Annotated in this window: 22 protein-coding genes and 3 tRNA genes; 17 read left to right on the top strand and 8 right to left on the bottom strand. The window is 72.7% G+C overall.

From position 1 onward, the window contains the following. Positions 1 to 99 precede the first annotated feature (99 nt). From AC060K_RS13265 to AC060K_RS13225, 9 genes are all read left to right on the top strand, one after another. A complete protein-coding gene (locus tag AC060K_RS13265; protein WP_483765863.1) occupies positions 100 to 1,056 on the top strand; it encodes a carbohydrate ABC transporter permease in 957 nt (318 codons plus the stop codon). Then, entirely contained in the window at positions 1,053 to 1,985 is a 933-nt protein-coding gene (locus AC060K_RS13260; protein ID WP_483765862.1) for a carbohydrate ABC transporter permease, read from the top strand. Before AC060K_RS13265 ends, AC060K_RS13260 begins: the two co-directional genes overlap by 4 nt. Further along, entirely contained in the window at positions 1,985 to 2,980 is a 996-nt protein-coding gene (locus AC060K_RS13255; RefSeq protein ID WP_483765861.1) for an ROK family protein, read from the top strand. Before AC060K_RS13260 ends, AC060K_RS13255 begins: the two co-directional genes overlap by 1 nt. Further along, positions 2,980 to 3,759: a glucosamine-6-phosphate deaminase gene (nagB, locus tag AC060K_RS13250; protein ID WP_483765860.1), complete on the top strand. Its 780-nt coding sequence runs from the start codon at positions 2,980 to 2,982 to the stop codon at positions 3,757 to 3,759. Before AC060K_RS13255 ends, nagB begins: the two co-directional genes overlap by 1 nt. A gap of 114 nt (positions 3,760 to 3,873) precedes the next feature. Further along, positions 3,874 to 4,236 (top strand): DUF3039 domain-containing protein, encoded by a 363-nt coding sequence (locus AC060K_RS13245; protein WP_483765859.1) that lies wholly within the window; start codon positions 3,874 to 3,876, stop codon positions 4,234 to 4,236. After that, positions 4,233 to 6,056 carry a DEAD/DEAH box helicase gene (locus AC060K_RS13240; RefSeq protein WP_483765858.1) on the top strand — a complete coding sequence of 608 codons (1,824 nt, stop codon included), beginning with the start codon at positions 4,233 to 4,235 and terminating at the stop codon, positions 6,054 to 6,056. The genes AC060K_RS13245 and AC060K_RS13240 overlap by 4 nt, the downstream gene beginning before the upstream one ends. Before the next feature lie 84 nt (positions 6,057 to 6,140). After that, entirely contained in the window at positions 6,141 to 7,574 is a 1,434-nt protein-coding gene (locus AC060K_RS13235; protein WP_483765857.1) for a nicotinate phosphoribosyltransferase, read from the top strand. A gap of 138 nt (positions 7,575 to 7,712) precedes the next feature. Next, positions 7,713 to 8,039, top strand: a complete 327-nt coding sequence (gene clpS / locus AC060K_RS13230) for an ATP-dependent Clp protease adapter ClpS (protein WP_483765868.1) — start codon at positions 7,713 to 7,715, stop codon at positions 8,037 to 8,039. Continuing rightward, positions 8,036 to 8,860 carry a DUF2017 family protein gene (locus tag AC060K_RS13225; RefSeq protein WP_483765856.1) on the top strand — a complete coding sequence of 275 codons (825 nt, stop codon included), beginning with the start codon at positions 8,036 to 8,038 and terminating at the stop codon, positions 8,858 to 8,860. The genes clpS and AC060K_RS13225 overlap by 4 nt, the downstream gene beginning before the upstream one ends. Positions 8,861 to 8,936: 76 nt before the next feature. Here AC060K_RS13225 and rdgB read toward each other — a convergent pair whose 3' ends face one another. From rdgB to AC060K_RS13200, 5 genes are all read right to left on the bottom strand, one after another. Next, positions 8,937 to 9,581 (bottom strand): RdgB/HAM1 family non-canonical purine NTP pyrophosphatase, encoded by a 645-nt coding sequence (gene rdgB, locus AC060K_RS13220; RefSeq protein WP_483765855.1) that lies wholly within the window; start codon positions 9,579 to 9,581, stop codon positions 8,937 to 8,939. Next, complete coding sequence (gene rph / locus AC060K_RS13215) at positions 9,578 to 10,333, bottom strand: ribonuclease PH (RefSeq protein ID WP_483765854.1); 756 nt, start codon at positions 10,331 to 10,333, stop codon at positions 9,578 to 9,580. Before rph ends, rdgB begins: the two co-directional genes overlap by 4 nt. A 31-nt stretch (positions 10,334 to 10,364) precedes the next feature. Continuing rightward, the gene (locus tag AC060K_RS13210) at positions 10,365 to 11,195 is read right to left on the bottom strand and encodes an MBL fold metallo-hydrolase (protein WP_483765853.1); all 831 of its coding nucleotides are present in this window, start codon (positions 11,193 to 11,195) and stop codon (positions 10,365 to 10,367) included. Beyond that, the gene (murI, locus tag AC060K_RS13205) at positions 11,195 to 11,998 is read right to left on the bottom strand and encodes a glutamate racemase (RefSeq protein ID WP_483765852.1); all 804 of its coding nucleotides are present in this window, start codon (positions 11,996 to 11,998) and stop codon (positions 11,195 to 11,197) included. The genes AC060K_RS13210 and murI overlap by 1 nt, the downstream gene beginning before the upstream one ends. Positions 11,999 to 12,074: 76 nt before the next feature. Then, positions 12,075 to 12,455: a DUF3054 domain-containing protein gene (locus AC060K_RS13200; protein WP_483765851.1), complete on the bottom strand. Its 381-nt coding sequence runs from the start codon at positions 12,453 to 12,455 to the stop codon at positions 12,075 to 12,077. Between the two features lie 181 nt (positions 12,456 to 12,636). Between AC060K_RS13200 and AC060K_RS13195 the strand changes: the two genes are divergently transcribed. Both AC060K_RS13195 and AC060K_RS13190 read left to right on the top strand, forming a co-directional pair. After that, positions 12,637 to 13,662, top strand: coding sequence for a trypsin-like serine peptidase (locus AC060K_RS13195; RefSeq protein ID WP_483765850.1), 1,026 nt, complete (start codon positions 12,637 to 12,639; stop codon positions 13,660 to 13,662). A gap of 115 nt (positions 13,663 to 13,777) precedes the next feature. Continuing rightward, a complete protein-coding gene (locus tag AC060K_RS13190) occupies positions 13,778 to 15,403 on the top strand; it encodes an ABC-F family ATP-binding cassette domain-containing protein (RefSeq protein ID WP_483765849.1) in 1,626 nt (541 codons plus the stop codon). Here the strand turns inward: AC060K_RS13190 and trxA are convergent. After that, complete coding sequence (trxA, locus tag AC060K_RS13185) at positions 15,400 to 15,777, bottom strand: thioredoxin (protein ID WP_483765848.1); 378 nt, start codon at positions 15,775 to 15,777, stop codon at positions 15,400 to 15,402. The two genes, AC060K_RS13190 and trxA, sit on opposite strands and share 4 nt — an antisense overlap. A 108-nt stretch (positions 15,778 to 15,885) precedes the next feature. On the opposite strand from trxA, the gene AC060K_RS13180 reads away from it, so the two are divergent. Continuing rightward, a complete protein-coding gene (locus AC060K_RS13180; RefSeq protein WP_483765847.1) occupies positions 15,886 to 16,455 on the top strand; it encodes an NUDIX hydrolase family protein in 570 nt (189 codons plus the stop codon). Positions 16,456 to 16,476: 21 nt separating this feature from the next. Further along, positions 16,477 to 16,558 (top strand) — tRNA-Leu (locus tag AC060K_RS13175). A gap of 79 nt (positions 16,559 to 16,637) precedes the next feature. Here AC060K_RS13175 and AC060K_RS13170 read toward each other — a convergent pair. Then, positions 16,638 to 17,189, bottom strand: coding sequence for an ABC transporter substrate-binding protein (locus AC060K_RS13170; protein WP_483765846.1), 552 nt, complete (start codon positions 17,187 to 17,189; stop codon positions 16,638 to 16,640). 169 nt (positions 17,190 to 17,358) lie between these two features. Then, positions 17,359 to 17,838: a thioredoxin-dependent thiol peroxidase gene (gene bcp / locus AC060K_RS13165; protein WP_483765845.1), complete on the bottom strand. Its 480-nt coding sequence runs from the start codon at positions 17,836 to 17,838 to the stop codon at positions 17,359 to 17,361. A gap of 144 nt (positions 17,839 to 17,982) precedes the next feature. On the opposite strand from bcp, the gene AC060K_RS13160 reads away from it, so the two are divergent. The 4 genes from AC060K_RS13160 to AC060K_RS13145 all read left to right on the top strand — a co-directional run. Then, positions 17,983 to 18,279, top strand: coding sequence for a GroES family chaperonin (locus AC060K_RS13160; RefSeq protein ID WP_483765867.1), 297 nt, complete (start codon positions 17,983 to 17,985; stop codon positions 18,277 to 18,279). Positions 18,280 to 18,380: 101 nt separating this feature from the next. Then, positions 18,381 to 18,456 (top strand) — tRNA-Lys (locus tag AC060K_RS13155). Between the two features lie 87 nt (positions 18,457 to 18,543). After that, positions 18,544 to 18,616: transfer RNA gene (locus AC060K_RS13150), tRNA-Lys, on the top strand. Positions 18,617 to 18,909: 293 nt separating this feature from the next. Beyond that, the coding region (locus AC060K_RS13145) for a metallophosphoesterase (protein WP_483765844.1) at positions 18,910 to 22,854 on the top strand (3,945 nt) is incomplete at its 3' end.

The following is a 22,854-nucleotide window of genomic DNA, read 5'->3' as shown; positions in this document are numbered from 1 at the left end:
CGGCCGGCACCGCGCGGGTCCTGCGCCCGTCCGGCGCAGCCGATGCCCTGCCCTCTCGCCCCCGCGCCGCGGTCCGGCGCAGCCCTATGGAGATCGCTCATGACCACCCCGACCCTTGTCGAACCGACAGCGCCACCACCGGTGCGAGCCACACCGGCCCGCCGGCGGAAGTTCCCGGTGCTGCCCTGGCTCCTGCTCTCGGCGAGCATCGTCGTGCTGGGCGTGCTGACCGCCTACCCGATCGTGCGTCTCGTCGTGATGTCCTTCCAGGAGTACGAGCGCGCCCAGCTCATGGGCACGCCCGCCGAGTGGGTCGGCCTCGAGAACTACCTGAGCGTCCTCACCGACGTCGAGGGCTTCTGGACGGTCATGCTGCGCAGCTTCCTGCTCATGGTCGCCTGCGTGGTCCTGACGATGGTGCTCGGCACGCTCGTCGCCCTGCTCATGATGCGCGTGGGCAAGTTCCTCAACGGCGTCATCGCCGTGGGCCTGCTCCTGGCGTGGGCGATGCCCGCCCTCTCCGCGACGATCGTGTGGGGCTGGATCTTCGACACCGAGTACGGCGTGCTGAACAACCTGCTGACCCGCTTCACGGACACGAACTGGATGGGCCACTCGTGGCTCCTGGACCCGTTCACCTTCTTCGTCATCCTGACGATCATCGTCGTGTGGGGTGCGGTGCCGTTCGTGGCGTTCACGATGTACGCGGGACTCACGCAGATCCCCGGCGAGGTGCTCGAGGCGGCACAGCTCGACGGCGCGAACGCGTTCCAGCGCTTCCGGCTGGTCCAGATCCCCTACGTGCGGAGCATCATCACGGTCCTGATCGTCCTGTCGATGATCTGGGACCTGCGCCTCTTCGCGCAGGTGTTCGCCCTCCAGGGCATCGGTGGCGACCGTGAGGCCACCAACACGATCGGTGTGTACATCTACCAGGTCGGTATGGCGCAGGGGCACTACGGCGTCGCCGGCGCCATCGGCGTCATCTTCGTCTTCATCATGATGGGTCTGTCGTTCTACTACGTGCGCCGGACGGTCCGCGAGGAGGAGCTGTGAGCGCGGTCGAGAGCCGTACTGTCCAGGGCACGCTGCGGGGGCGCCACGTCGCGGTCGCCGTCGCACCGCGGAAGCGAGGCGGCCCTGGCCGCCGGGCCGCCAACGTCTTCTACGGCGTGCTGGCGCTCGTGGTCTTCGTGTGCTCGGTCTTCCCCGTGTACTGGATGGTCAACACGTCGTTCCTGCCCAACAACATGATCCGCGGCTCGGACCTGCACTTCTTCCCGTCGCCGGACGTCTTCACCCTGCGCAACTACGAGACCGCGATCCTCGACGAGTCCCGTGCGGCCTTCGTCCCGGCCATGTGGAACTCGATCGGCGCCACCCTGCTGACGGTGCTCGCGGCCATGGTGCTGGGCTTCCTCGCGTCGCTGGCGCTCACCCGGTTCGCCTTCAAGGGTCGTCGCACCTTCATCATCCTCATCCTGGTGGTGCAGATGCTGCCGGGTGAGGCGATGTTCATCTCGCTCTTCCGGATCATCGACGGATGGCAGCTGCTCAACACGATCGCCGGTCTGACGATCGTGTACGTGGCCGGTGTCCTGCCGTTCACGATCTGGACCCTGCGCGGGTTCGTGAACGGGGTGCCGGCCGAGCTGGAGGAGGCCGCGATGATCGACGGGTGCACCCGGGCGGGCGCGTTCTGGAAGGTCACCTTCCCGCTCCTGGCACCGGGCCTGGTGGCCACGGGCGTGTTCGCGTTCATCCAGGCGTGGAACGAGTTCGTGATCGCGCTCATCATCATGCAGCGGCCCGAGGCGATGACCCTGCCGATCTGGCTGCGTACCTTCCAGCAGGCGACCCAGGCGACGAACTGGGGCGCCATGATGGCGGGTGCCACGCTGATCGCGATCCCCGCGGTCATCTTCTTCCTGATCGTTCAGGGCCGCATGACCGGTGGGCTCGTGTCCGGCGCGGTGAAGGGCTGATGGGGGCGGCGCAGGGGGCCGGTACGACACCGACCGCGCTCTGCTCGGTCGGCCTGGACATCGGGGGCACCAAGATCCTGGGTGCCCTGCTGGGACCCGACGGCGAGGTGCTCACCACGGTCCGTCTGCCCACCGTCCGCGGGGCGGAGGGCGTCGTGGCCGGTGCGGCGCAGGCGGTCCGGGAGGTCGTGGCGCTGGCCGGCAGGACGCTCGACGACGTCGCCGGCGTGGGCCTGGGGATCCCCGGCATCGTGGACCACGCGGCCGGCACGGTGCGGCACGCGGTGAACCTTGGTGTGGACGGGGCGGAGCTGCCGCTGGCAGAGCTGCTCTCCGCCGCGCTCGGAGGCCTGCCGGTGGTGGTCGAGAACGACCTCAACGTGGCGGCGGTGGGCGCGGCCCACACGCTGGAACGGACGGAGGGACGCAGGCGTGCCGCCGGTGACGGCGTCGCGCCCAGCGAGGACCTCGCGTTCGTCGCGCTGGGCACGGGACTCGCGGCCGGGCTGGTCCTCGAGGGCCACCTCCGCCGCGGTGTGAGCGGCGCGGCGGGGGAGATCGGCCACGTACCGGTGGACCCGGCCGGGCCCGAGTGCCCGTGCGGTCAGCGAGGGTGCCTGGAGACGATCGCCTCCGGCACGGCGCTGGCGGCGGCGTGGCCCGCCCGAGAGGGCCGGCCCGCGCCGGTCGAGCTGTTCGAGGCCGCGGCAGCGGGGGACGCTGCCGCGGTCGCGGTCAAGGCGCGCTTCGCCGAGGCGGTCGCGAGCGCGGTGCGCCTGCTCGTGCTCACGGTCGACGTGCGCCACGTGGTGCTCGGCGGCGGCGTCGCCCAGCTCGGCGAGCCGCTCCTCGAGGCGGTGCAGGAGGCCCTGCGGCAGCAGGCCAAGAGCTCGCCGTTCCTCACGTCGCTCGCTCTGCACGAGCGCGTGGTCCTGGCGCCGGAGGGCGTCCCCGTGGCGGCCGTCGGGGCCGCCGTCCTCGGAAGGAGGGGCTGATGGAGGTCGTCATCGCTCCGGCGGAACAGCTGGCCGAGCTGGCCGCGGACGCCGTCGAGAAGCTGCTGCGTGCCCGGCCGGACGCGGTGCTCGGGCTCGCGACGGGCTCCAGCCCGCTGAAGGTCTACGACGAGCTCGCGCGCCGGCACTCCGGCGGGCTCTCGTTCGCCCGGGCGCGCGCGTTCATGCTCGACGAGTACGTGGGCCTGACCGCGGACCACCCCGAGCGGTACCGCAACGTGATCGACAAGGAGATCGCGTCGCGCGTCGACTTCGCGCCCGGCGCGGTCCAGGGCCCGGACGGCCTCGCCGACGACCTCGAGGCCGCGTGCGCGCGGTACGAGGCGGCGATCGCCGAGTCCGGGGGAGTGGACCTGCAGCTCCTGGGCATCGGGACCGACGGGCACATCGCGTTCAACGAGCCGGGGTCGTCGCTGGCGTCCAGGACGCGGATCAAGACGCTGACCCGGCAGACCCGCGAGGACAACGCCCGGTTCTTCGGCGACGACGTGGAGCAGGTCCCCCGGCACTGTCTCACGCAGGGGCTCGCGACGATCATGTCCGCGCGCCACCTGGTCCTCCTGGCCACCGGCAAGGCGAAGGCCGAGGCGGTGCACCAGCTCGTGGAGGGGCCGGTGAGCGCGATGTGGCCGGCGACGGTCATGCAGCTCCACCCGCACGCGACGGTGCTGGTCGACGACGCCGCGGCCTCCCGGCTGCAGCTCGCCGACTACTACCGGCAGACGTTCGCGGACAAGCCGGGCTGGCAGGGTCTGTAGCGCTCCCGCCGAGACAGCCACCTCGTCCGACGAGGTGGCTGTCTCGGCGTCGTGGTCCGGTCAGCCGGCAGCTGGTCCGCCACGATGTCACCCCCGCCGCGTAGACTTCGGGGCATGACGGATCCCCTCTCCACCCCGCCGCTTGACGAGCGCCTCCCGCGAGGGTCGAGGCCATCGGATCCGGGCGGAAGCGAAGGCGACAGAGATCCTTCGCAGCCTGGTGGGTCCACGAGCGTCCTCGAGCGCGAGGAGACCCGGGAAGAGGCGCAGCCCGGTGACCACGAACGCTTTGCGCACTACGTGCGCAAGAACAAGATCACCGAGTCGGCCGTGACGGGAAAGCCCGTGATCGCTCTGTGCGGCAAGGTGTGGGTGCCCGGCCGCGACCCGAACAAGTTCCCGGTCTGTCCTGTCTGCAAGGAGATCTACGACGGTCTCCGCAGCCCCCAGGACGGCGAGGGCGACTCCACCAAGTGACACTGCGCCAGCACAACCCGGCAGAGTCCCCCCTTCCCCGTACACCGTCGTCCGCGGCCGCCTCGCAGCTCAGCCCGGCGTTCCCGCGCCGCGCCCCGTGGGGCACGGCGTCGAACCTGCGTGCCTGGCAGGCGGAGGCGCTCGAGCTCTACCGCGAGCGGTCGCCGCGCGACTTCCTGGCCGTCGCCACGCCGGGCGCCGGCAAGACCACCTTCGCGCTCCGGGTCGCGACCGAGCTGCTGGAGCAGGGCGAGGTGCGCCGCGTGACGATCGTGGCGCCCACCGAGCACCTGAAGCACCAGTGGGCCGACGCCGCGGCGCGCGTCGGCATCCGGATCGACCCGTCGTTCAAGAACAGCCAGGGCCGCCACGGCGCGCACTACGACGGCGTCGCCCTGACGTACGCGCAGGTGGCCGCCAACCCCGCCCTGCACCGGGCGCGCACCGAGGCGGGGCGCACGCTCGTGATCCTCGACGAGGTGCACCACGGTGGTGACGCGCTCACGTGGGGCGACGCCGTCCGGGAGGCGTTCGACGAGGCCACGCGCCGGCTCGCGCTCACGGGCACGCCGTTCCGCAGCGACACGTCGCCCATCCCGTTCGTCACGTACGAGCAGGACGCCCAGGGCATCCGCCGGTCCAAGGCCGACTACACCTACGGCTACGGCGAGGCCCTGCGCGACCACGTCGTGCGGCCGGTGCTGTTCATGTCGTACACGGGCAACATGCGCTGGCGCACCAAGGCGGGCGACGAGGTGAGCGCACGCCTCGGCGAGCCGCTGACCAAGGACATGACCTCGCAGGCCTGGCGCACGGCGCTCGACCCCGAGGGCGAATGGATCCCGTCCGTCCTGGCCGCGGCCGACAAGCGCCTCACCGAGGTGCGGCGCGCCATCCCGGACGCGGGCGCGCTGGTCATCGCGACCGACCAGACCGACGCGCGCGCGTACGCCGCGCACCTCGCTCGGATCACGGGCAAGCAGCCCACCGTGGTGCTCTCGGACGACGAGGGGGCGAGCGGCCGCATCGAGGAGTTCGCGTCGGGCGACAGCCGCTGGATGGTGGCTGTCCGCATGGTGTCCGAGGGTGTCGACGTGCCGCGGCTGGCGGTAGGCGTCTATGCCACGAGCGCGTCGACGCCGCTGTTCTTCGCGCAGGCCGTGGGCCGTTTCGTGCGCGCGCGCAAGCGCGGCGAGACGGCGTCGATCTTCCTGCCGAGCGTGGCGCCCCTCCTGGCGCTGGCGAACAGCATGGAAGAGGAGCGAGACCACGCGCTCGACCGCCCGCGCACGGCCGAGGAGCAGGGCATCGACTACGACCCGGAGGCGGCGCTCCTCGCGGCGGCCAACCGGGAGGAGAAGGCGTCCGGCGACCTGGTCCAGGGCACGTTCCAGGCCCTGGAGGCGCAGGCCAGCTTCGACCGCGTCCTGTTCGACGGCGGCGAGTTCGGCACGGGCGGAGACCTGGGCTCTGCGGAGGAGCTCGACTTCCTCGGTCTGCCCGGCCTGCTCGAGCCCGACCAGGTGACCACGCTCCTGCGACAGCGGCAGGCGGACCAGCTCAAGTCCCGCGGCGGCGCACCCTCCGCCCGTGAGGTCGAGGCCCAGCGGGCCGAGCAGGAGCACCGGAGGGCCGGGGAGCTGCGCAAGGAGCTGTCCAAGCTCGTCGGGGCGTGGGCCAAGCGCAGCGGGCAGCCGCACGGCGTGGTCCACACAGAGCTCCGCAAGCGGTGCGGCGGCCCGGAGGTCCCGCTCGCGACGGCCGACCAGCTGGAGGCGCGCGTCGAACAGGTCCGTCGCTGGTTCGTGGGCGCGAAGTAGCGATTCTCGTCGGATCGTGAGACGACACGCCGCCCAGCGACGTCTACGCCTGCCCGTGAGTCCGTCCTGCCCTACCTTGGGCACATGAACGACGAGCCCCGGGGCACCGGCGCCCCGCGCACCGCTGCGCCGCCGCAGGACTCGCCGCCAGCGGCTCCGCGAAGCCTCCCCGCCGCGCGGCTGCCCGCGGTGCGGTCCTCGGTGGCGCTCCTCACGGACCGCTACGAGCTGACCATGCTGCAGGCTGCGCTGGCCGACGGCACCGCCCACCGGCACTGCGTGTTCGAGGTCTTCACCCGGCGGCTGCCCGCCGGGCGCCGGTACGGCGTCCTCGCGGGCACGGGCCGGGTGCTGGAAGCGCTGCCACACTTCCGGTTCGGTGACGAGGAGCTCGAGTTCCTCGAGCGCGGGGGCATCGTCGACGCCCGCACGCTCGACTACCTCGCGAGCTACCGGTTCACCGGCTCGATCCGCGGCTATGCCGAGGGTGAGGTGTTCTTCCCCGGCTCGCCCGTGCTCCAGGTGGAGGGCTCGTTCGCCGAGGCGGTGCTGCTCGAGACGCTCGTCCTGTCGATCCTCAACTACGACTCGGCGATCGCGTCGGCGGCGTCGCGCATGACGAGCGCTGCGGGCGACCGGCCGTGCCTGGAGATGGGCGCGCGCCGCGCCCACGAGCAGGCGGCGGTGGCCGCCTCGCGCGCGGCGGCGGTCGCGGGCTTCGCCGGCACCTCGAACCTGGAGGCCGGTCTCCGGTACGGCCTGGACACGATCGGCACGGCCGCGCACGCGTTCACCCTCCTGCACGACGACGAGCGGTCCGCCTTCGCGTCGCAGGTCGAGTCGCTCGGGGTCGGCACCACGCTCCTGGTCGACACCTACGACGTGCGCAAAGGCGTCCAGACCGCCGTCGAGGTGGCAGGCACGGGGCTCGGCGCGGTCCGGCTGGACTCCGGGGACCTTGGCGTGCTCGCGACCGAGGTGCGGCGCCAGCTCGACGAGCTCGGTGCGCGGGACACGTCGATCGTGGTGACGTCCGACCTGGACGAGTACGCCATCGCGGCGCTGGCCGCCGCGCCGGTCGACGTCTACGGCGTCGGCACCTCGCTCGTGACCGGCTCCGGCGCGCCCACCTGCGGCATGGTCTACAAGCTCGTGGCGCGCGAGGACGTGACGGGGGTGCTGCAGCCCGTCGCCAAGGCGTCGACCAACAAGATGTCGGTCGGCGGGCGCAAGAACGCCGGCCGGCGTCTCGGCGTCGACAACCGCGCCACCGAGGAGATCCTCGTGACCGGTCCCGACGAGGCGGTGTCGGGCTGGGTGCCCGAGACGGAGGACGTGCGCCCGCTGCTCGTCCCGCTGGTCGTCGACGGCGCCGTGGACTCGCGCTGGGTGGGCGCGTACGGCGTGCAGAACGCGGCGGCGAACCACCTCGCGTCGCGGGCGGAGCTGCCGCTCACGGGGCTGCGCCTGTCGTCCGGGGACGCGGCGATCCCGTCGGTGGACCTGCGCCTGCGCTGACGCCCCGGCCTGCGGCGGTGCGTGTGCGCAACGGTCAGGTCACGGCGCGGCGCCCCGGCGCGCCTGGGCCGACGAGCAGGCCCGGGTTCGGCCTAGAGTGGGGGGGTGACTTCTTCCCTCACGCCGCTGATCGTGCCCGTGGGATCTGCAGGGACGGCTGTCGAGGAGGACACCAGCACGAGTGCCGCCCACGGGCTGGCCGACCCGTGGGTGACGATCGTCTGGAACGATCCGGTGAACCTCATGTCGTACGTGAGCTACGTCTTCGAGAGCTATTTCGGCTACCCGCCCGCCAAGGCCCGCACCCTCATGCTGCAGGTGCACCACGAGGGCCGCGCCGTCGTGTCGAGCGGGGGCCGTGAACGCATGGAGGTCGACGTGCAGGCGATGCACGGGTTCGGCCTCTGGGCCACGCTCCAGCAGTCGGGCGCGACCGGCGCCGCGGGCGCCCAGGGAGCGGCATGACTCCCTTCCGCGCGATGCGGCGTGGGTACGAGTCCCAGTTCGAGCCGGTCGAGCGAGCAGTCCTCGCCAAGGTGGCGCGGGACGTCGTCGGGCTGCTCCGGGAGGAGGCCGGGCTCGGGCCGACGGCGCCGCGGCCCGCCACCGACCCCGCGTCGCCCTGGGCGTCAGCCGAGGACGGGCGGGCGCGGGCGGGCTCGTCCCGGCCCGTCTGGACCACTGGCGACAGCCTGCGCAGCCCCGACGACCTGAGCTCCCTGACCGGCCCCACGGATGCCGAGCTGGCGCGCATGACCGGCCTCACGGGTGTGGCCCGCGTGCCGTCCGACCCGGCCGTGCTGCGGCTGCTGCCCGACGCGAGCAAGGACGACCCGGACGTCGCGGCGGAGTTCCGTCACCTCACGCAGGCCGACCTCGCCCAGGCGAAGGTCGCCCGCCTGGAGGCCCTGGCCGACCTGCTGGACCCGCGCGACGCCCCGGAGCGGGCGCTCGCCCAGGCGGGCCGGCACGGCGCGTCCCAGCCGGTGCGGGTCCGGCGGGAGGACGCCGCCATGATCTCGGGCGCGCTCAACGACGTCCGGCTCGTCATCGCCGAGCGCCTGCGCCTCGACTCCGACGAGGACGTCGAGCGGCTGACCGACCAGGTCATGTGGGAGAACGAGGCCGGCAACGACGTGCCGGTGGCCGACGACGAGCGCGCGGCCGCCCGGTTCTGGGCGGGCGTCTTCGTGATCACGGGCATCGCCCTGGAGAGCCTGGTCGACGTGATGCTGGCCGACCTCCGCCGCAGCGCCGGGATGGACCCGGGCCCCGAGCCGGAGTAGGTCTCAGGCGCTCACCGCCGAAGCTCGTGCCGAGACGCCGAAGCTCGTGCCGAGACAGTGCCTTCGTCGGACGAGGTTACTGTGTCGGCGCGGAAGGTGTCAGTGCCGCCAGGACCGCGGGGGCGAGCAGGCGGAACGCCTTGCCGCGGTGGCTGATCGCGTTCTTCTCCGCGGGATCGAGCTCGGCGGCGGAACGGCCGCCGGGGGCCGCCTGCTCGTCGGGTACGAGGATGGGGTCGTACCCGAACCCGTTGGTCCCGCGCGGCGCACGCAGCAGCACGCCCCGCATCTCCCCGAGGCGCACCTCCTCGTGCCCGTCCGGCGTCACGAGCGCCGCGGCGCAGACGAAGCCGGCGCCGCGGTGCTCGTCGCGCACGTCGGACAGCTGGGCGAGGAGCAGCTCGAGGTTGCCGGAGTCGTCGCCGTGCCGGCCGGACCAGCGGGCGGAGAAGATGCCGGGTGCCCCGCCCAGCACGTCCACGGCGAGGCCGGAGTCGTCGGCGACCGACGGCAGCCCGGTTGCCTGCGCCAGTGCGCGGGCCTTGAGGAGGGCGTTCTCGGCGAACGTCACGCCGTCCTCGACCGGCTCGGGAGCCCCCAGGTCACCGGCCGTGGCCACGGCGCCCTCGCCCATGTCGAGGCCGGCCTCCGCCAGGATGGCCGTGAGCTCGACGAGCTTCTTGCGGTTGTGGGTGGCGATGACCAGCCGCGCCGACGTCACCGCAGCTCCTGCGCCAGGGCGGCCTGCTGGATCGCGGTGAGCTGGGCGGTGCCCGCCACCGCCAGGTCGAGCAGCGCGTCGAGCTCGGCCCGGTCGAACGGCGCGTGCTCGGCCGTGCCCTGCACCTCGACGAACGTGCCCGAGCCGGTCACGACCACGTTCATGTCCGTCTCGGCGCGCACGTCCTCGACGTACGGCAGGTCGAGCATGGGGACGCCGTCGATGATGCCGACGCTCACCGCGGCCACCGTGTCGGTGAGGACCTGCTTGCCACCCTTGATGTGGCCGTGGCGCTTGCCCCAGGCCACGGCGTCGGCGAGCGCCACGTAGGCGCCGGTGATCGCGGCGGTGCGGGTGCCGCCGTCGGCCTGGAGCACGTCGCAGTCGAGGACGATCGTGTTCTCGCCGAGGGCCGAGACGTCGATGATCGCGCGCAGCGAGCGCCCGATGAGGCGGGAGATCTCGTGGGTGCGGCCGCCGACGCGCCCCTTGACGCTCTCGCGGTCGGACCGGGTGGACGTGGCGCGCGGCAGCATCGCGTACTCGGCGGTGACCCAGCCCTCGCCGGAGCCCTTGCGCCAGCGCGGCACGCCCTCGGTGAACGAGGCGGCGCAGAGCACGCGCGTGCGGCCGAACTCGACGAGCACCGAGCCCTCGGCCTCGTCGAGCCAGCCGCGGGTGATGGTCACCGGGCGGAGCTGGTCGGGGGTGCGCCCGTCGGCGCGCAGGACAGCGGGGGGAGTGGAGGTCACGCGACCACCCTAACCGCCGGGGCGCTGCGGGTCAGAGCAGGTACACCGCTCCCGGCGTCGCCACGTCGATGGGACCGTCGTACACCTCGCGCGCTTCCGCGACGGAGGCGGCGGGGTCGTTCCAGACGGGCAGGTGGGTGAGCAGGAGGCGGCGGGCTCCGGCGTCGGACGCCACGAGGCCCGCACGCCGGCCGGTGAGGTGGATGCCGGGCTCGACGCCGTCGTCGCGGCCCTCCACGAAGGCGGACTCGGAGAGCAGGAGGTCGACGTCGCGGGCCAGGGCGACGACGCCGTCGCAGCGGTCGGTGTCGCCGGTGTACGCGAGGGTGACCTGCTCGCCCGGGCTCACGGACGACGGGGCGGTGACGCGCACGCCGTACGCCTCCACCGGGTGGAACACCCGGTACGGCTCGAGCGTGAACGGTCCTACCTTCACGGCGGAGCCGGGCGACCAGACGCGGAAGTCGTAGTCGGCGTCCATGGACTCGCCCTCGCTCAACCCGTAGGCGAGGGCGACGCGCTCCGCCGCGCCCGACGGGGCGAAGACGGGCAGCCGTCGGCCGTTGCCCGTGCGCAGGGACCCTCGCTCAGGGTGGTAGCGCAGGTAGACGTAGAGCCCGGAGAGGTCGGCGCAGTGGTCGGGGTGCAGGTGGGAGATCCCCACCGCGTCGAGCTCGAGCGGGTCCACCAGGGACTGCAGTGCCCCGAGCCCTCCGTTACCGAGGTCGAGCACGACGCTCCAGTCGCGCTCCTCATGGCCGGCCGCCGCGGCGACGTCGGCCGGGACCTGCAGCAGGTAGGTGGAGGCGGGCGAACCGGGGCCGGGGAAGGAGCCGGACACGCCGACGGTCACGAGACGCATCAGACGGCCTCCACGAGGCTGACCTCGGGCCCGAGGAACCGGCGGGCGAGCACCGAGAACGGCGCGGCGCTGCCGGTGGTGAGGAAGCGGTGCTCGGGCGGCCCCGCCTCCGGGGAGCGCTCCAGCCCGTGCTCCACGAGGTTGCGGTACACGTCCTTGGCTGTCTCGTCGGCGCTCGACACGAGGGTCACGCCCTCTCCCATCACGTACGAGATGGCGCCTGCGAGCAGCGGGTAGTGCGTGCAGCCGAGCACGAGGGTGTCCACGCCGGCCTCGCGCACCGGGTCGAGGTACTCGTGGGCGTACTTCAGCACCTCGTCACCCGAGGTCTGGCCGTCCTCGACAAGACGCACGAACTCCGGGCACGCCGCGGTGGTGAGGCTCAGCCCGGGGGCGACGGCGAACGCGTCGTCGTAGGCGCGCGACCGGATGGTGGCCTTGGTGCCGATGACGCCGATCCGGCCGCTGCGCGTGGCGGTGACGGCGGTGCGCGCCGCGGGGAGGATCACCTCGACCACGGGGATGCCGCGACGGTCCGTGTAACGCTCCCGCGCGTCGCGCAGCGCCACGGAGGACGCGGAGTTGCAGGCGATGACGAGCATCTTGACGCCGTCGTCCACCAGGCGGTCCATGACCGCGAGCGCCATCGCACGCACCGCGGCGAGGGGCTTGGGCCCGTAGGGGCTGTTCTCGGTGTCGCCGAGGTACAGCACCTGCTCGTGGGGCAGCTGGTCGAGGATGGCTCGGGCGACGGTCAGCCCGCCGACTCCCGAGTCGAAGATCCCGATGGGCGCGTCGTTCACCCGAGGAAGCCTAGTCGTGACCTGTTGCCCGGGGAGCGACCCGTGACCCGCGCCACGCGTGACGCGGACCACGCGGTCAGGAGGCGGCGGAGGATCGCTCGGCGGCGCGGCGCAGGCCGGTGACGAGGGCGCGCCACCCGACCATCGTGATCGCGAGGAAGACGGCGGTGACGACGGCGAAGGACCACGCGACACCGTCACCGGCGAGGGCACGCAGGATCAGGCCGAGCACCACGGTGGTGAACCAGACGAGCACGCCGACGGGCCAGACCCGGTCGGGCGAGCGCCACGCGCGCGTCCAGGCCCAGCCCACGGCGGCGCCGACGGCGAACGGCCACACCACGCGTGCGAACGCCTCGCCCAGGGACCCGTCGTGCGAGGCGATGCCGATGAGGGTGAATGCCACGACGCTGACGGTGTCCGCGGCGACGGCCGGCCACACGGGGGAGTTCTTCACGGTCCTGAGCGTATCCGGCGCGCCCTGCCCGGCCCGCCGTCCGGCCCCTGCCCGCCTCGTGGCGGCCGGCCCGAACGGAAATTAACAGCCCGGATACGTGGCGCACCTGTTGCAGACTCACGCCGTGACCAGGATTCTGGGTGCCCCGCCGTTCGGCGGGAACCCTCACGAAGGAGACAGCATGCGCAGGAACTTCTCCCGCACCGTGCTCGGCGGGCTGGCAGCGATGGCGCTGACCGGTACCGCCGCCGTGGCCCTGGTGGCGCCCTCCCAGGCCGAGCCGAACCCGAACGCCTCGGACGTGGCGGTGCACGCCGCCGCGACGACCCGTGCGGCCCACGACAAGGTCGTCGAGTACTGGACCGCGGAGCGCATGCGCGACGCGACGCCGGCCGAGGTCCTGGTCAACAACAAGGACAAGAGCCGGGCCGGTGGTGAGGTCGCCGTCGGGACGCCCACCGTCGTGGCTCCGCAGGGGCAGCCCGAGGGCAAGGCCAAGCCGGACAAGCCCGGCGGCGGCAGCGGCTTCCTCGGGGACTACTACACGGGCGGGGGCGCGGTGGTCGCCACCACCGGCAAGGTCTTCTTCACGCTCGGCGGCACCAACTACGTGTGCTCGGGCAGCGCGGTGACGTCGGGCAACAAGGACGTGGTGCTGACCGCGGGCCACTGCCTCAACGAGGGTCCCGGGGAGTACGCCACGAACTTCGCGTTCGTCCCGGCGTACGACGACGGTGCGCGCCCCTACGGCACGTTCACCGCCCGGCAGCTCGTGACCACGACGCAGTGGCGTGACAGCGGCAACTTCGACTACGACATCGGCTTCGCCGTCATGAACACGGTGGGCGGCCAGCACCTCACGGACGTCGTGGGCAGCCAGGGCATCGCCTTCAACCAGCCGCGCGGGCAGTACATGTACTCGTTCGGCTACCCGGCCGCCCGGCCGTACGACGGCACGGACATCGCCTGGTGCCACGGTGCCACCATGGCCGACACGTGGGGTGGCAGCCAGGACCACGCCCTGTCGTGCAACATGACGGGCGGCTCGTCCGGCGGGCCGTGGTTCGCCGGCTACGACACCGCGACCGGCCTCGGCACGCTGGGCTCGGTCAACTCGTTCGGGTACTCGGGCCTGCGGAACTACATGTTCGGCCCGTACCTGGGCTCCGTGGCGCAGAGCCTCTACAGCACGGCTTCCGGCCTCTGACCTGAGGGGTTCGCCGACGCCGAGGTGGTGCGCTCGTCCGGTCCCGCTGCGGTGACGTGGCGGGAGAGGGAGGACGGGCGCACTACCTCGGCGTTGCGGTACGTAGGCTGGAGGCATGCACCTCGTGGCCCAGGACCTTGCCTTCACCTACCCGGGGCGGCCCGTCCTCGACGGGGTGAGCGTGACGGTGTCCGACGGGACGCGGCTCGGCGTGGTCGGCGAGAACGGCTCGGGCAAGTCGACGTTCCTGCACCTGCTCGCCGGGTCGCTCGCCCCCAAGAGCGGAGAGGTGCGCCGCCAGGGCACCGTCGCCCTCGTGGAGCAGGAGCTCCATGTGGCGCAGGACCAGACCGTGGGCGACCTGGTGTCGGCCACGCTCGACGGGCTCCGTCAGGCGGCGGCGGCCCTCGAGGCCGCGGCAGCGGCGTTCGACCACGACACCGGCGACCTCGCCGAGCTGGGCCGCACGCTCGCCCGGGTCGAGCACCTCGCCGCCTGGGACGCGGACCGGCGCGTGGACGTCGCACTCACCCGCCTGGGCGCCACGCGGGACCTGGGACAGCCCCTCGTCGAGCTCAGCGTGGGCCAGCGCTACCGGGTGCGGCTCGCGTGCCGCCTGGCCGAGCGGTCCGACCTGCTCCTGCTCGACGAGCCCACCAACCACCTCGACGACTCCGCGATCGAGTACCTCACCGGGGAGCTCGTCGCCTGGCGTGGCGGCCTCGTCGTCGTCACCCACGACCGGGAGCTGCTCGACGACGTGGCCACCGCCATCCTCGACCTCGACCCGTCGTGGGACGGGAAGCCCGTGCTCTACGGGCAGCCCGGCTACCTCTCGTACCGGTTCGCGAAGTCGCAGGCGCTGCACCGCTGGCGGCAGCGCTACCGGGCGGAGCGCAAGCGGGCGGCGGCGCTCGCCGAGCGACTCGACGCGTCCTACGAGGGGTTGTCCGACGAGTGGCGGCCCGAGAAGGGCTCGCAGAAGCACCGGCGCGCCACCCGGGCGCGCATCCACGTCAAGGCCGCCGACCGGCTGGTGCAGAAGCTCGAGGCCGAGGCCATCGAGGTGCCCGTCCCGCCGGTGGAGCTGGCGTTCCCCGACCTGCCCGCCATGTCACCGGGCTGGGACCCCGCCGCCCCCGTGGTCGAGGTGCGCAGCCCTCACGTGGACGGCCGGCTGGACCTGCCGGGCACGAGGATCGCCGTCCCGCCGTCGGGCCGCCTGCTCATCACGGGGGCGAACGGCACGGGGAAGTCCACCCTGCTCGCGGCTCTCGGCGGCACGCTGCCGCTGGGGCGCGGCACCCGCACGGTGGTGCCCGGCGCCCGGATCGGCGTCGTGATGCAGGAGAGCGCCCCGCTGGCGGGCGAGGCGGCCCGGCGCACCGGGTTCGACACGTACGCGGACGAGGCGCTCGCCCTGCTCAGCGCCGGCGAGCTGGACCCCGACCACGTGGTGCCGGTGGCGTTCCTCGGCCTGCTGTCCGAGGAGGACCTCGAGCGGCCGCTCGGCGAGCTCTCCGTGGGGCAGCGGCGGCGGTTCGAGCTCGCCCGGGCGCTGCTGCACGCGCCCCACGTGCTGCTCCTCGACGAGCCGACCAACCACCTGTCGATCGACCTCGTCGACGAGCTGACCCGGGCTCTGCGCGTCACCCCGGCGGCCGTGGTGGTGGCCACCCACGACCGCCGGATGCGCGAGGACCTCGCGGACTGGCGGAGCCTGGAGCTCGCGCCGCGCTAGTGGCTGTGCGCCTCCGGCTCGGAGCTCTCGAGCTCCTTGCGCACCGCGTCCATGTCGAGGCCCTTCACGGCCTCCACGACCTGGGCGAGCGCGGGCGCGGGCAGCGCGCCGGCCTGGCGGAACACGAGGATGCCCTCGCGGAACGCCATCAGCGTGGGGATCGACGTGACCTGCGCTGCGGTGGCGATGCCGGGCTCGGCGTCGGTGTCCATCTTGGCGTGGACGATGTCGGGGTTCGCCTCCGAGGAGGCCTCGAACACCGGCCCGAACATGCGGCACGGCGGGCACCAGGTGGCCCAGAAGTCCACCAGGACGATGTCGTTCTCGGCGACGGTCTGGTCGAACGTGGCGTCGGTGACCTCGATGGTCGGCATAAGGGTTCCTTCCCGAAGATGTTCCTCCGGTGCAGCGTCAGCCCCACGGCGGCTATTCCCGGCGAGCGCGCCACACCGACGTGATGCGGACCTGGTACAACGGACCCCGTGACGGACACAGCGGACTACCCGGCGGACGACTTCTACCGCGACACCACCCAGGCCTCGGGCTGGCTCACCGACGAGGACCTCGCAGTGGTCCGCGCGCAGCTGCCCCTGGTCTACGTGGACGCGGTCCCCGTGCGGGTCGACGAGTCGGGCGACGTGGTGGCGGTGGGCCTGCTCCTGCGGGTGAACACCCAGGGCGTGATCACCCGGGCCCTCGTATCCGGGCGCGTGATGTATCACGAGCGGATCCGCGACGCGCTGCTGCGGCACATCGAGAAGGACCTCGGTCCCGTCGCGCTGCCGCAGGTGCCGCCGTCGCCCCAGCCGTTCACCGTGGCCGAGTACTTCCCGACACCGGGCATCACGGCGTACCACGACCCGCGCCAGCACGCGGTGTCGCTCGCCTACGTGGTGCCGGTGACCGGCGACTGCCGGCCGCAGCAGAATGCGCTCGACCTCGCGTGGATGACTCCGGAGGAGGCGTGCGGCGAGGCGGTGCAGGCCGAGATGGCCAACGGCCAGGGCGTGCTCGTGAAGCAGGCGATGGCGCACGTGGGCCGCCTGCTCTGACGGGCTCTAGACTTGGCCCGCGCGCGAGTGGCGTAACTGGCAGCCGCGCTGGATTTAGGTTCCAGTGCCTTCGGGCGTGCGGGTTCGAGTCCCGCCTCGCGCACCCCCGCAGCACGACGACGCCGGTCCGCGCGCCGCCGGCCGGCGGCGCGCGGACCGGCGTCGGCCGTCTCGCGGACGTGTCAGAGGCCGAGGCCCGTCAGCAGGCGGTTGAGCAGCGCGACGACGCCGTTGAGGGCGCCGCCCGCCCCGCCGGTGCGGTCCAGGAGCCCGGCGACGGCACACAGCAGGTTCCCCAGCAGGTTGCCAGCGCCCGGCACCGCGGTGACGTCGAGCACCACCGGCTCCAGGTCGACCACGAGGCCCAGCAGGTCCAGGTGCAGCGGGCCCAGGTCCAGGTTGAGGATGTCGCACGCCTGGTCGGCCTGGACGTCCTGGACGACGGCCGTGAAGTCGGTGCCCTCGGCCGGCAGGCCGGTCCCGGTGATCGTGCCCGTGAGGGTCAGCACGCCGTCGACGGTCTGCGCCGTGAGGTCGCTGACCTCACCGACGAACGGGAGTCCCTGGAACGTTCCGGTCACGGCCTGCGTGGTGGGCGCCGGGGCCGGTGCGGCGGCGACCGGGCCGGCCGCAGGGGCCGGCGCGGCGGACGCCGCCGCCGCCGCGGGCAGCATCGCGAGCGTCCCGGCCATGGCCAGGGCGGTGAACGTCCCGGTGAGCTTCCTGCGCAACATGGTTCTCTCCTTGCGATCGTGCCCGACGGCGTCCCGCCCGTCTTCTTCGACCGGGTCCGCCTGACGCGGGTTCCGCGTGGGCGCCATCCCTTCGACGCTACGACGGACCGTGCACGAGCGCCGGTTCTCCGGGCGGCCCGAGGAGAGGCGGGCCGCCCGGCGTCGTCGGTCAGTCCAGGCCGAGTGCCTTGCGCAGCCGGGCCACGTGGCCGGTCGCCTTCACGTTGTACTGCGCGAGGGCGACGGTGCCGTCGGGCCCCACCACCACCGTGGAGCGGATCACGCCCGTGTACGTCCGGCCGTAGTTCTGCTTCTCGCCCCACGCGCCGTAGGCCTCGAGGACGGCGTGGTCCTCGTCCGCCGCGAGCGGGAACGTCAGCGACTCGTCCGCCGCGAACTTCGCGAGCTTGGCCACCGGGTCGGGCGAGATGCCCACCACGGCGTAGCCGGCGCCCTGCAAGGACGCCAGGGAGTCGCGGAAGTCGCACGCCTCCTTGGTGCAGCCGGGCGTGCTCGCGGCCGGGTAGAAGTAGACGATGACGCCGTTGGCCGCGGCGCCGCGCAGGTCGGCGAGGCTGACCGTCGAGCCGTCGGCGGTCGGCAGGGTGAACTCGGGGGCCTTGTCCCCGGCGTCCAGCTGAGTGGTCACGATGCTCCTTCGATGGTCTTGTCCTGAGCGTATCCGGGGGAAGGAGAGGGGTCGGCGTCACGTAGCGTTGGACCTGTGAGCACCGCTGTGAAGAACCCCTCCTCGTCCGGCGCGGACGTCACGCCGGGCGACCTGCCGATCCGCATGCTGCACGACCGCCTCCTGGTCCAGCCCGAGATCGACGCGTCGGAGCGCCAGTCCACCTCCGGGCTGGTCATCCCCGCCACCGCCGTCGGGCCCAAGCGGCTCGCCTGGGCCGTCGTGGTGGCGGCGGGGGAGCACGTGCGCCAGGTGGCGGTGGGAGACCGGGTCCTGTTCGACCCGGAGGACCGCGCCGAGGTGGAGCTGGGCGGCACCGACTACGTGCTGCTGCGCGAACGCGACGTGCACGGCGTCGCCCAGGTGCAGGAGGCGGAGGGCGCGACCGGCCTGTACCTGTGACCCGGCTCGTCGGGCCGGTTGTCGTGCAGGTCACAGAGCTGCGGCGGCACCCTGAGTTCCGACGGGGCCCACGCTCCTGGTAGTGTTTCCTTCCGTCGCACGCGCCATTAGCTCAATTGGCAGAGCAGCTGACTCTTAATCAGCGGGTTCTAGGTTCAAGTCCTAGATGGCGCACCAGCGAGGCCCTCCTCCACCAGGTCGAGGGCCTCGTCACGGAAAAGGTGACGCCGTCGGTCCTCGGGCCTGGTAACCTTTCCGTCGCACGCGCCATTAGCTCAATTGGCAGAGCAGCTGACTCTTAATCAGCGGGTTCTAGGTTCAAGTCCTAGATGGCGCACCTCGCAAGGCCCCCGGCAGTCGCCGGGGGCCTCTTGCATGCCCGGGCCGCGACCCCGGCTGGCGGGACGAGAACAACCTTGTGCAGGCAACCAGCCCTGGTTGCCTGCACAAGGTTGTTCTCACCGGCGGTTCGGCGGCCCCCGTCGCGGGCCACGAGACCGGGCGTGTCCCACAGTTCTCCTGGTCGTCGCCTGAGGCATTCCCCATGTTCACCCGTGCGGTGCACGGTGACCCGTCGGGTGCGCTCAGTCGCGCCCTCCCTCGATGACGACAGGAAGGACGGGTGCGACCATGCGGTCGACCACAACCAGACGAGGCGGGCACCCTCGCCGCCGAGAGCAGGTGGGGCTCGTCGCCGCGGTGACGCTCGCCGCGCTGCTCGGCGGCGGGGTCGCCGCTGCGGCCGCGTCCACCCCGGCCACGCCCACGCCCACGGCCGGCGCGGAGGCCGGCCCCCAGGCCCAGGCCGGCGCCGGCACCGGCGCCGAGGCGAAGCCTGAGCCGACGCTCACGCCCGGGCCCACGACGCCGACGTCGGGCACCCCGGGGCTGGTGCCTGCGGAGGGCGCCTTCGTCGAAGGAACCACCACCGTGGCGGCCACGCCGTTCGCCGGCGGCGACGACGTGACGGCGCTGACGATCGACGGCGCGCCCGTCGCGGGCGCGACCCCGACGGTGGGCTCCTCCCGGCTGACCTTCACCGTCGGTAGCAACTCGACCGAGGCCCGGTACGGCAGCCACGTCCTCGTCAACGGCGACTTCCGGGTCGACCTCGGCGACGCCGTCAGCGAGGTCGTCACGCTCGAGATCCCGAACGAGCACCTTGTCACCGGTGAGAACACGGTCGAGGTCGTCGTGGGCGCCATCACGACGAGCTGTGGCAGCAACTACGACGACTTCGTGCTGTCCGACTTCGGCCTGACCCTGCTCGGCGAGATCGCCGACGGCGAGGAGAACGAGTTCTCCTACGCGTTCGGCGACGGCAGCTGCGGCACCAACACGTCCCTCCTGCTGCGGGCGGAGCTCAGCTTCTTCGTCCTCGGCGACCCGCAGGGCACCACCGGCCTGACCGCCGACGTGGACACGACGACCCTCGCCAACGGGCAGCACGTGGTCGAGGCGCGGACGGCGTCCGGGGCGGCCACGGCCCACACGGTCACCGTCAACAACGCGCCCGCCGGCGCGCCGCGAGTCACCCCCGCCGACGGCACGCTCGTCAGCGGCACGCAGGTCGTCACGGCCGCGGCGCCCGCCGACGGCGAGGGCGGCACCGCGTCCCTCACGATCGACGGCGCCGAGCCGCCCACGCCCGCCACCCTGGGCACCGCGGCCGCGACGTTCTCGTTCGACGTGGGCTTCAACTCGATCGACGACGTCTACCACAACTACCTCCTCGTGAACGGCGCGCGCGTCGAGCTCGGCGGCGACCACGTGAACGAGCGCGTGGACGTCACGATCCCGGGGCGGCTGCTGGTGCCCGGCGACAACACGATCGCCGTCGTGACCGGCGACTACCGCACCAGCTGCGGTAACAACCGGGACGACTTCACGATCTCGAACCTGGCCCTCGCGCTCGACGGCGCCACGGTGACCGGTCACGGCGTGCAGCCGTCGTACGGGCTGGGCGACGGGAACTGCGGCAGCAGCAGCGCGCCGCGCCAGGTGGAGCACACCTGGACCATCGACGCCCCGGCCACCCACGTCCAGCCCGCCCTCGGTGACGGCGACGCGACCCTCGCGTTCACCATCGGTACCAACTCGATGGAGGCGCGCTACCGCAGCTACCTCCTCGTGAACGGCGAGCAGGTCTTCCTCGACGACCGCGACTACGTCAGCGAGCGCGTCGAGATCACCCTCCCCAACGCGCTCCTCAGCCCCGGCTGGAACCGGATCGACGTCGTGACGGGCACCTTCCCCGGCTCCTGCGGCCAGAACCGCGACGACTACTCGCTGTCGGCGGTGACGCTCACGCCCGCGCAGGGCACCGCCACGCAGGCGGCCGTCCTGAGCACGTACGCCATGGGCGACGGCAACTGCGGCGACAACGTGAACCCGATGACCGAGGTGGACCTCGTGTTCTTCGTGGACGGCGAGGCCCGCGGCCTGCGTGCCGAGGTCGACACCACGCGGCTCCCCGACGGCCGGCACCTGGTCGAGGCCACGTCGACCACCGGCGAGACCGCCACGCGCACCCTCGTCACCGACAACAGCGCGCCTGTCGTGGCGTCGTCGTCCCCCGCGGCCGGTGAGGTGCTGACGTCGAGCGTGCCGCTCGCGGTCACGCTCGACGACGCGTCCGGCGTGGTCTCCGGGCCGGACGTGACGCTCGACGGCGCCGCGGTGTCGCTCGGCGACCTGGTGGGCCCGGGCCTGCCGGCTGGCGAGCACGTCCTCGCGGTGTCGGCGACGGACGGCCTCGGCAACGCCGCCACGCGGGAGGTCCGGTTCACCAGCGCCGGCATCCCCGACGTGCCCACGGACCTCGCGCCCGCGACCGGCGCGACCGACCAGGCCGGCACCGTCACGCTCTCGGCCACGGTCGCGGAGCCCGACGGCGGGGACGTCACCGCGACGTTCTCGCAGGCGGAGATCCTCACGCCGAACCAGGCCTGGTCCGGGACCGCGGAGTCCGTGCCCACCACGCTCGCCGTGCCGGGCGAGAAGAACCTCGGCCGTACCAAGGACCTGGCCCCCGGCGACGGGAGGTCGGTGGCGGCGCCCGCCGGGCGGGACGTCACCTACCAGCGCTTCGACGTGCAGGTGAAGGGCGGCGTCGAGGCGCCGGTGCTGCGCTGGGAGGGCACCGTTGACCCGGAGCGTCTCGCGTCGCTCTACGCGTGGGACGTCGTCGACGGTGCCTGGGACCTCCTCGGGCGGGCGCGCGGCGCCGTCGAGGGAGCCACGGTGCTCGAGTCCGCTGTGGACCCCGCGGCGCACGTGGACGGGCAGCAGGTGCACGTGCTGGTCACGGGCGAGGACCCGTTCGCCGACGACATCGAGCCCGGAGACCCGGACGGCTTCGCCGACCCCGAGGACTACGACTTCTCGATCGTGCACTTCACCGACACGCAGTACCTCTCCGAGGGTGCGGTGGAGCACGACACCGCCGAGGAGCGCGCGGTCTGGGCGTCCGCCTACTCCGGGATCGTGGACTGGGTCGCCGAGAACGCCGAGGACCGCAAGATCTCGTACGTGGCGCACACCGGCGACATCATCGAGAACAACATCCGCAAGCCCGCGACGCCCGAGCTGGAGCAGCAGATCCTGGGCGAGTTCGAGTTCTCCTCGGAGCAGCAGCGGGTGCTCGACGACGCGGGCGTGCCGAACGGCGTGGTCGCGGGCAACCACGACAACCAGTCGGGCACCGACGGCACCCTGTACAACCAGTACTACGGCCCCGACCGGTACGCGGCGCTGTCGCAGGCGTGGGAGCACGCCGAGTACGGCGGCCCCTGGCGCGAGGGCGACAACCAGAACCACTACGACCTGTTCTCGGCCGGAGGCCTCGACTTCGTGGTGGTGGGTCTGTCGTACGGCGTCACGCGCGACGAGGCCGAGTGGGCCGACTCGATCCTGAAGCGGTTCCCGGACCGCAACGCCATCGTGCTCACGCACGACTACCTGGAGCCCTCCAGCGCGGCCGACGGCCGTGGCGCCGCGTACGGCGGCACGGACGGCCCGATGCTCTACAAGACCGTGGTCGAGGACAACCCCAACGTGTTCCTCATCCTGGCCGGGCACCGCCACGGCGTGGGTACCAACGTGAAGCCGCAGGTCGGCGAGGTGGGCCACGGCGTGGTCGAGCTCCTCGCGGACTACCAGTTCTACACGGTGCCGGCCGGCCAGGTGGGCCTGGGCGGGCACTACGCGGACCCGGCGACCCGCCTGCGGCTCGGCGCGTCGTTCTTCCGGATGCTCCAGTTCGACGTGGAGCGCGGCGAGATGATCGTGGACACCTACTCGCCGATGCTCGGCGAGTTCGGCGCCACGGAGTACGACGAGGACCAGCGCTACAACGGTCTCGAGGACAACATGGTGCTGCCCGTGGACCTGACGTCGCGCACCACGTCGTTCGCCACGGACTCCGTGGTGGTCTACGACCCGGTGTCCGTGGTCGGGTCGGCCACGGTGGCCTCCGGTTCGGTGGCCTCCGTGCAGTGGGCCGGGCTCAAGCCCGGCACCACCTACGCGTGGGTGGTCACCGCCCGCAGCACGGGCGGCGGGGTGACGACGGCG

It is taken from the genome of Antribacter sp. NEAU-D49 (assembly GCF_057158775.1).
This window is presented reverse-complemented; position numbering and strand designations above follow the sequence as displayed.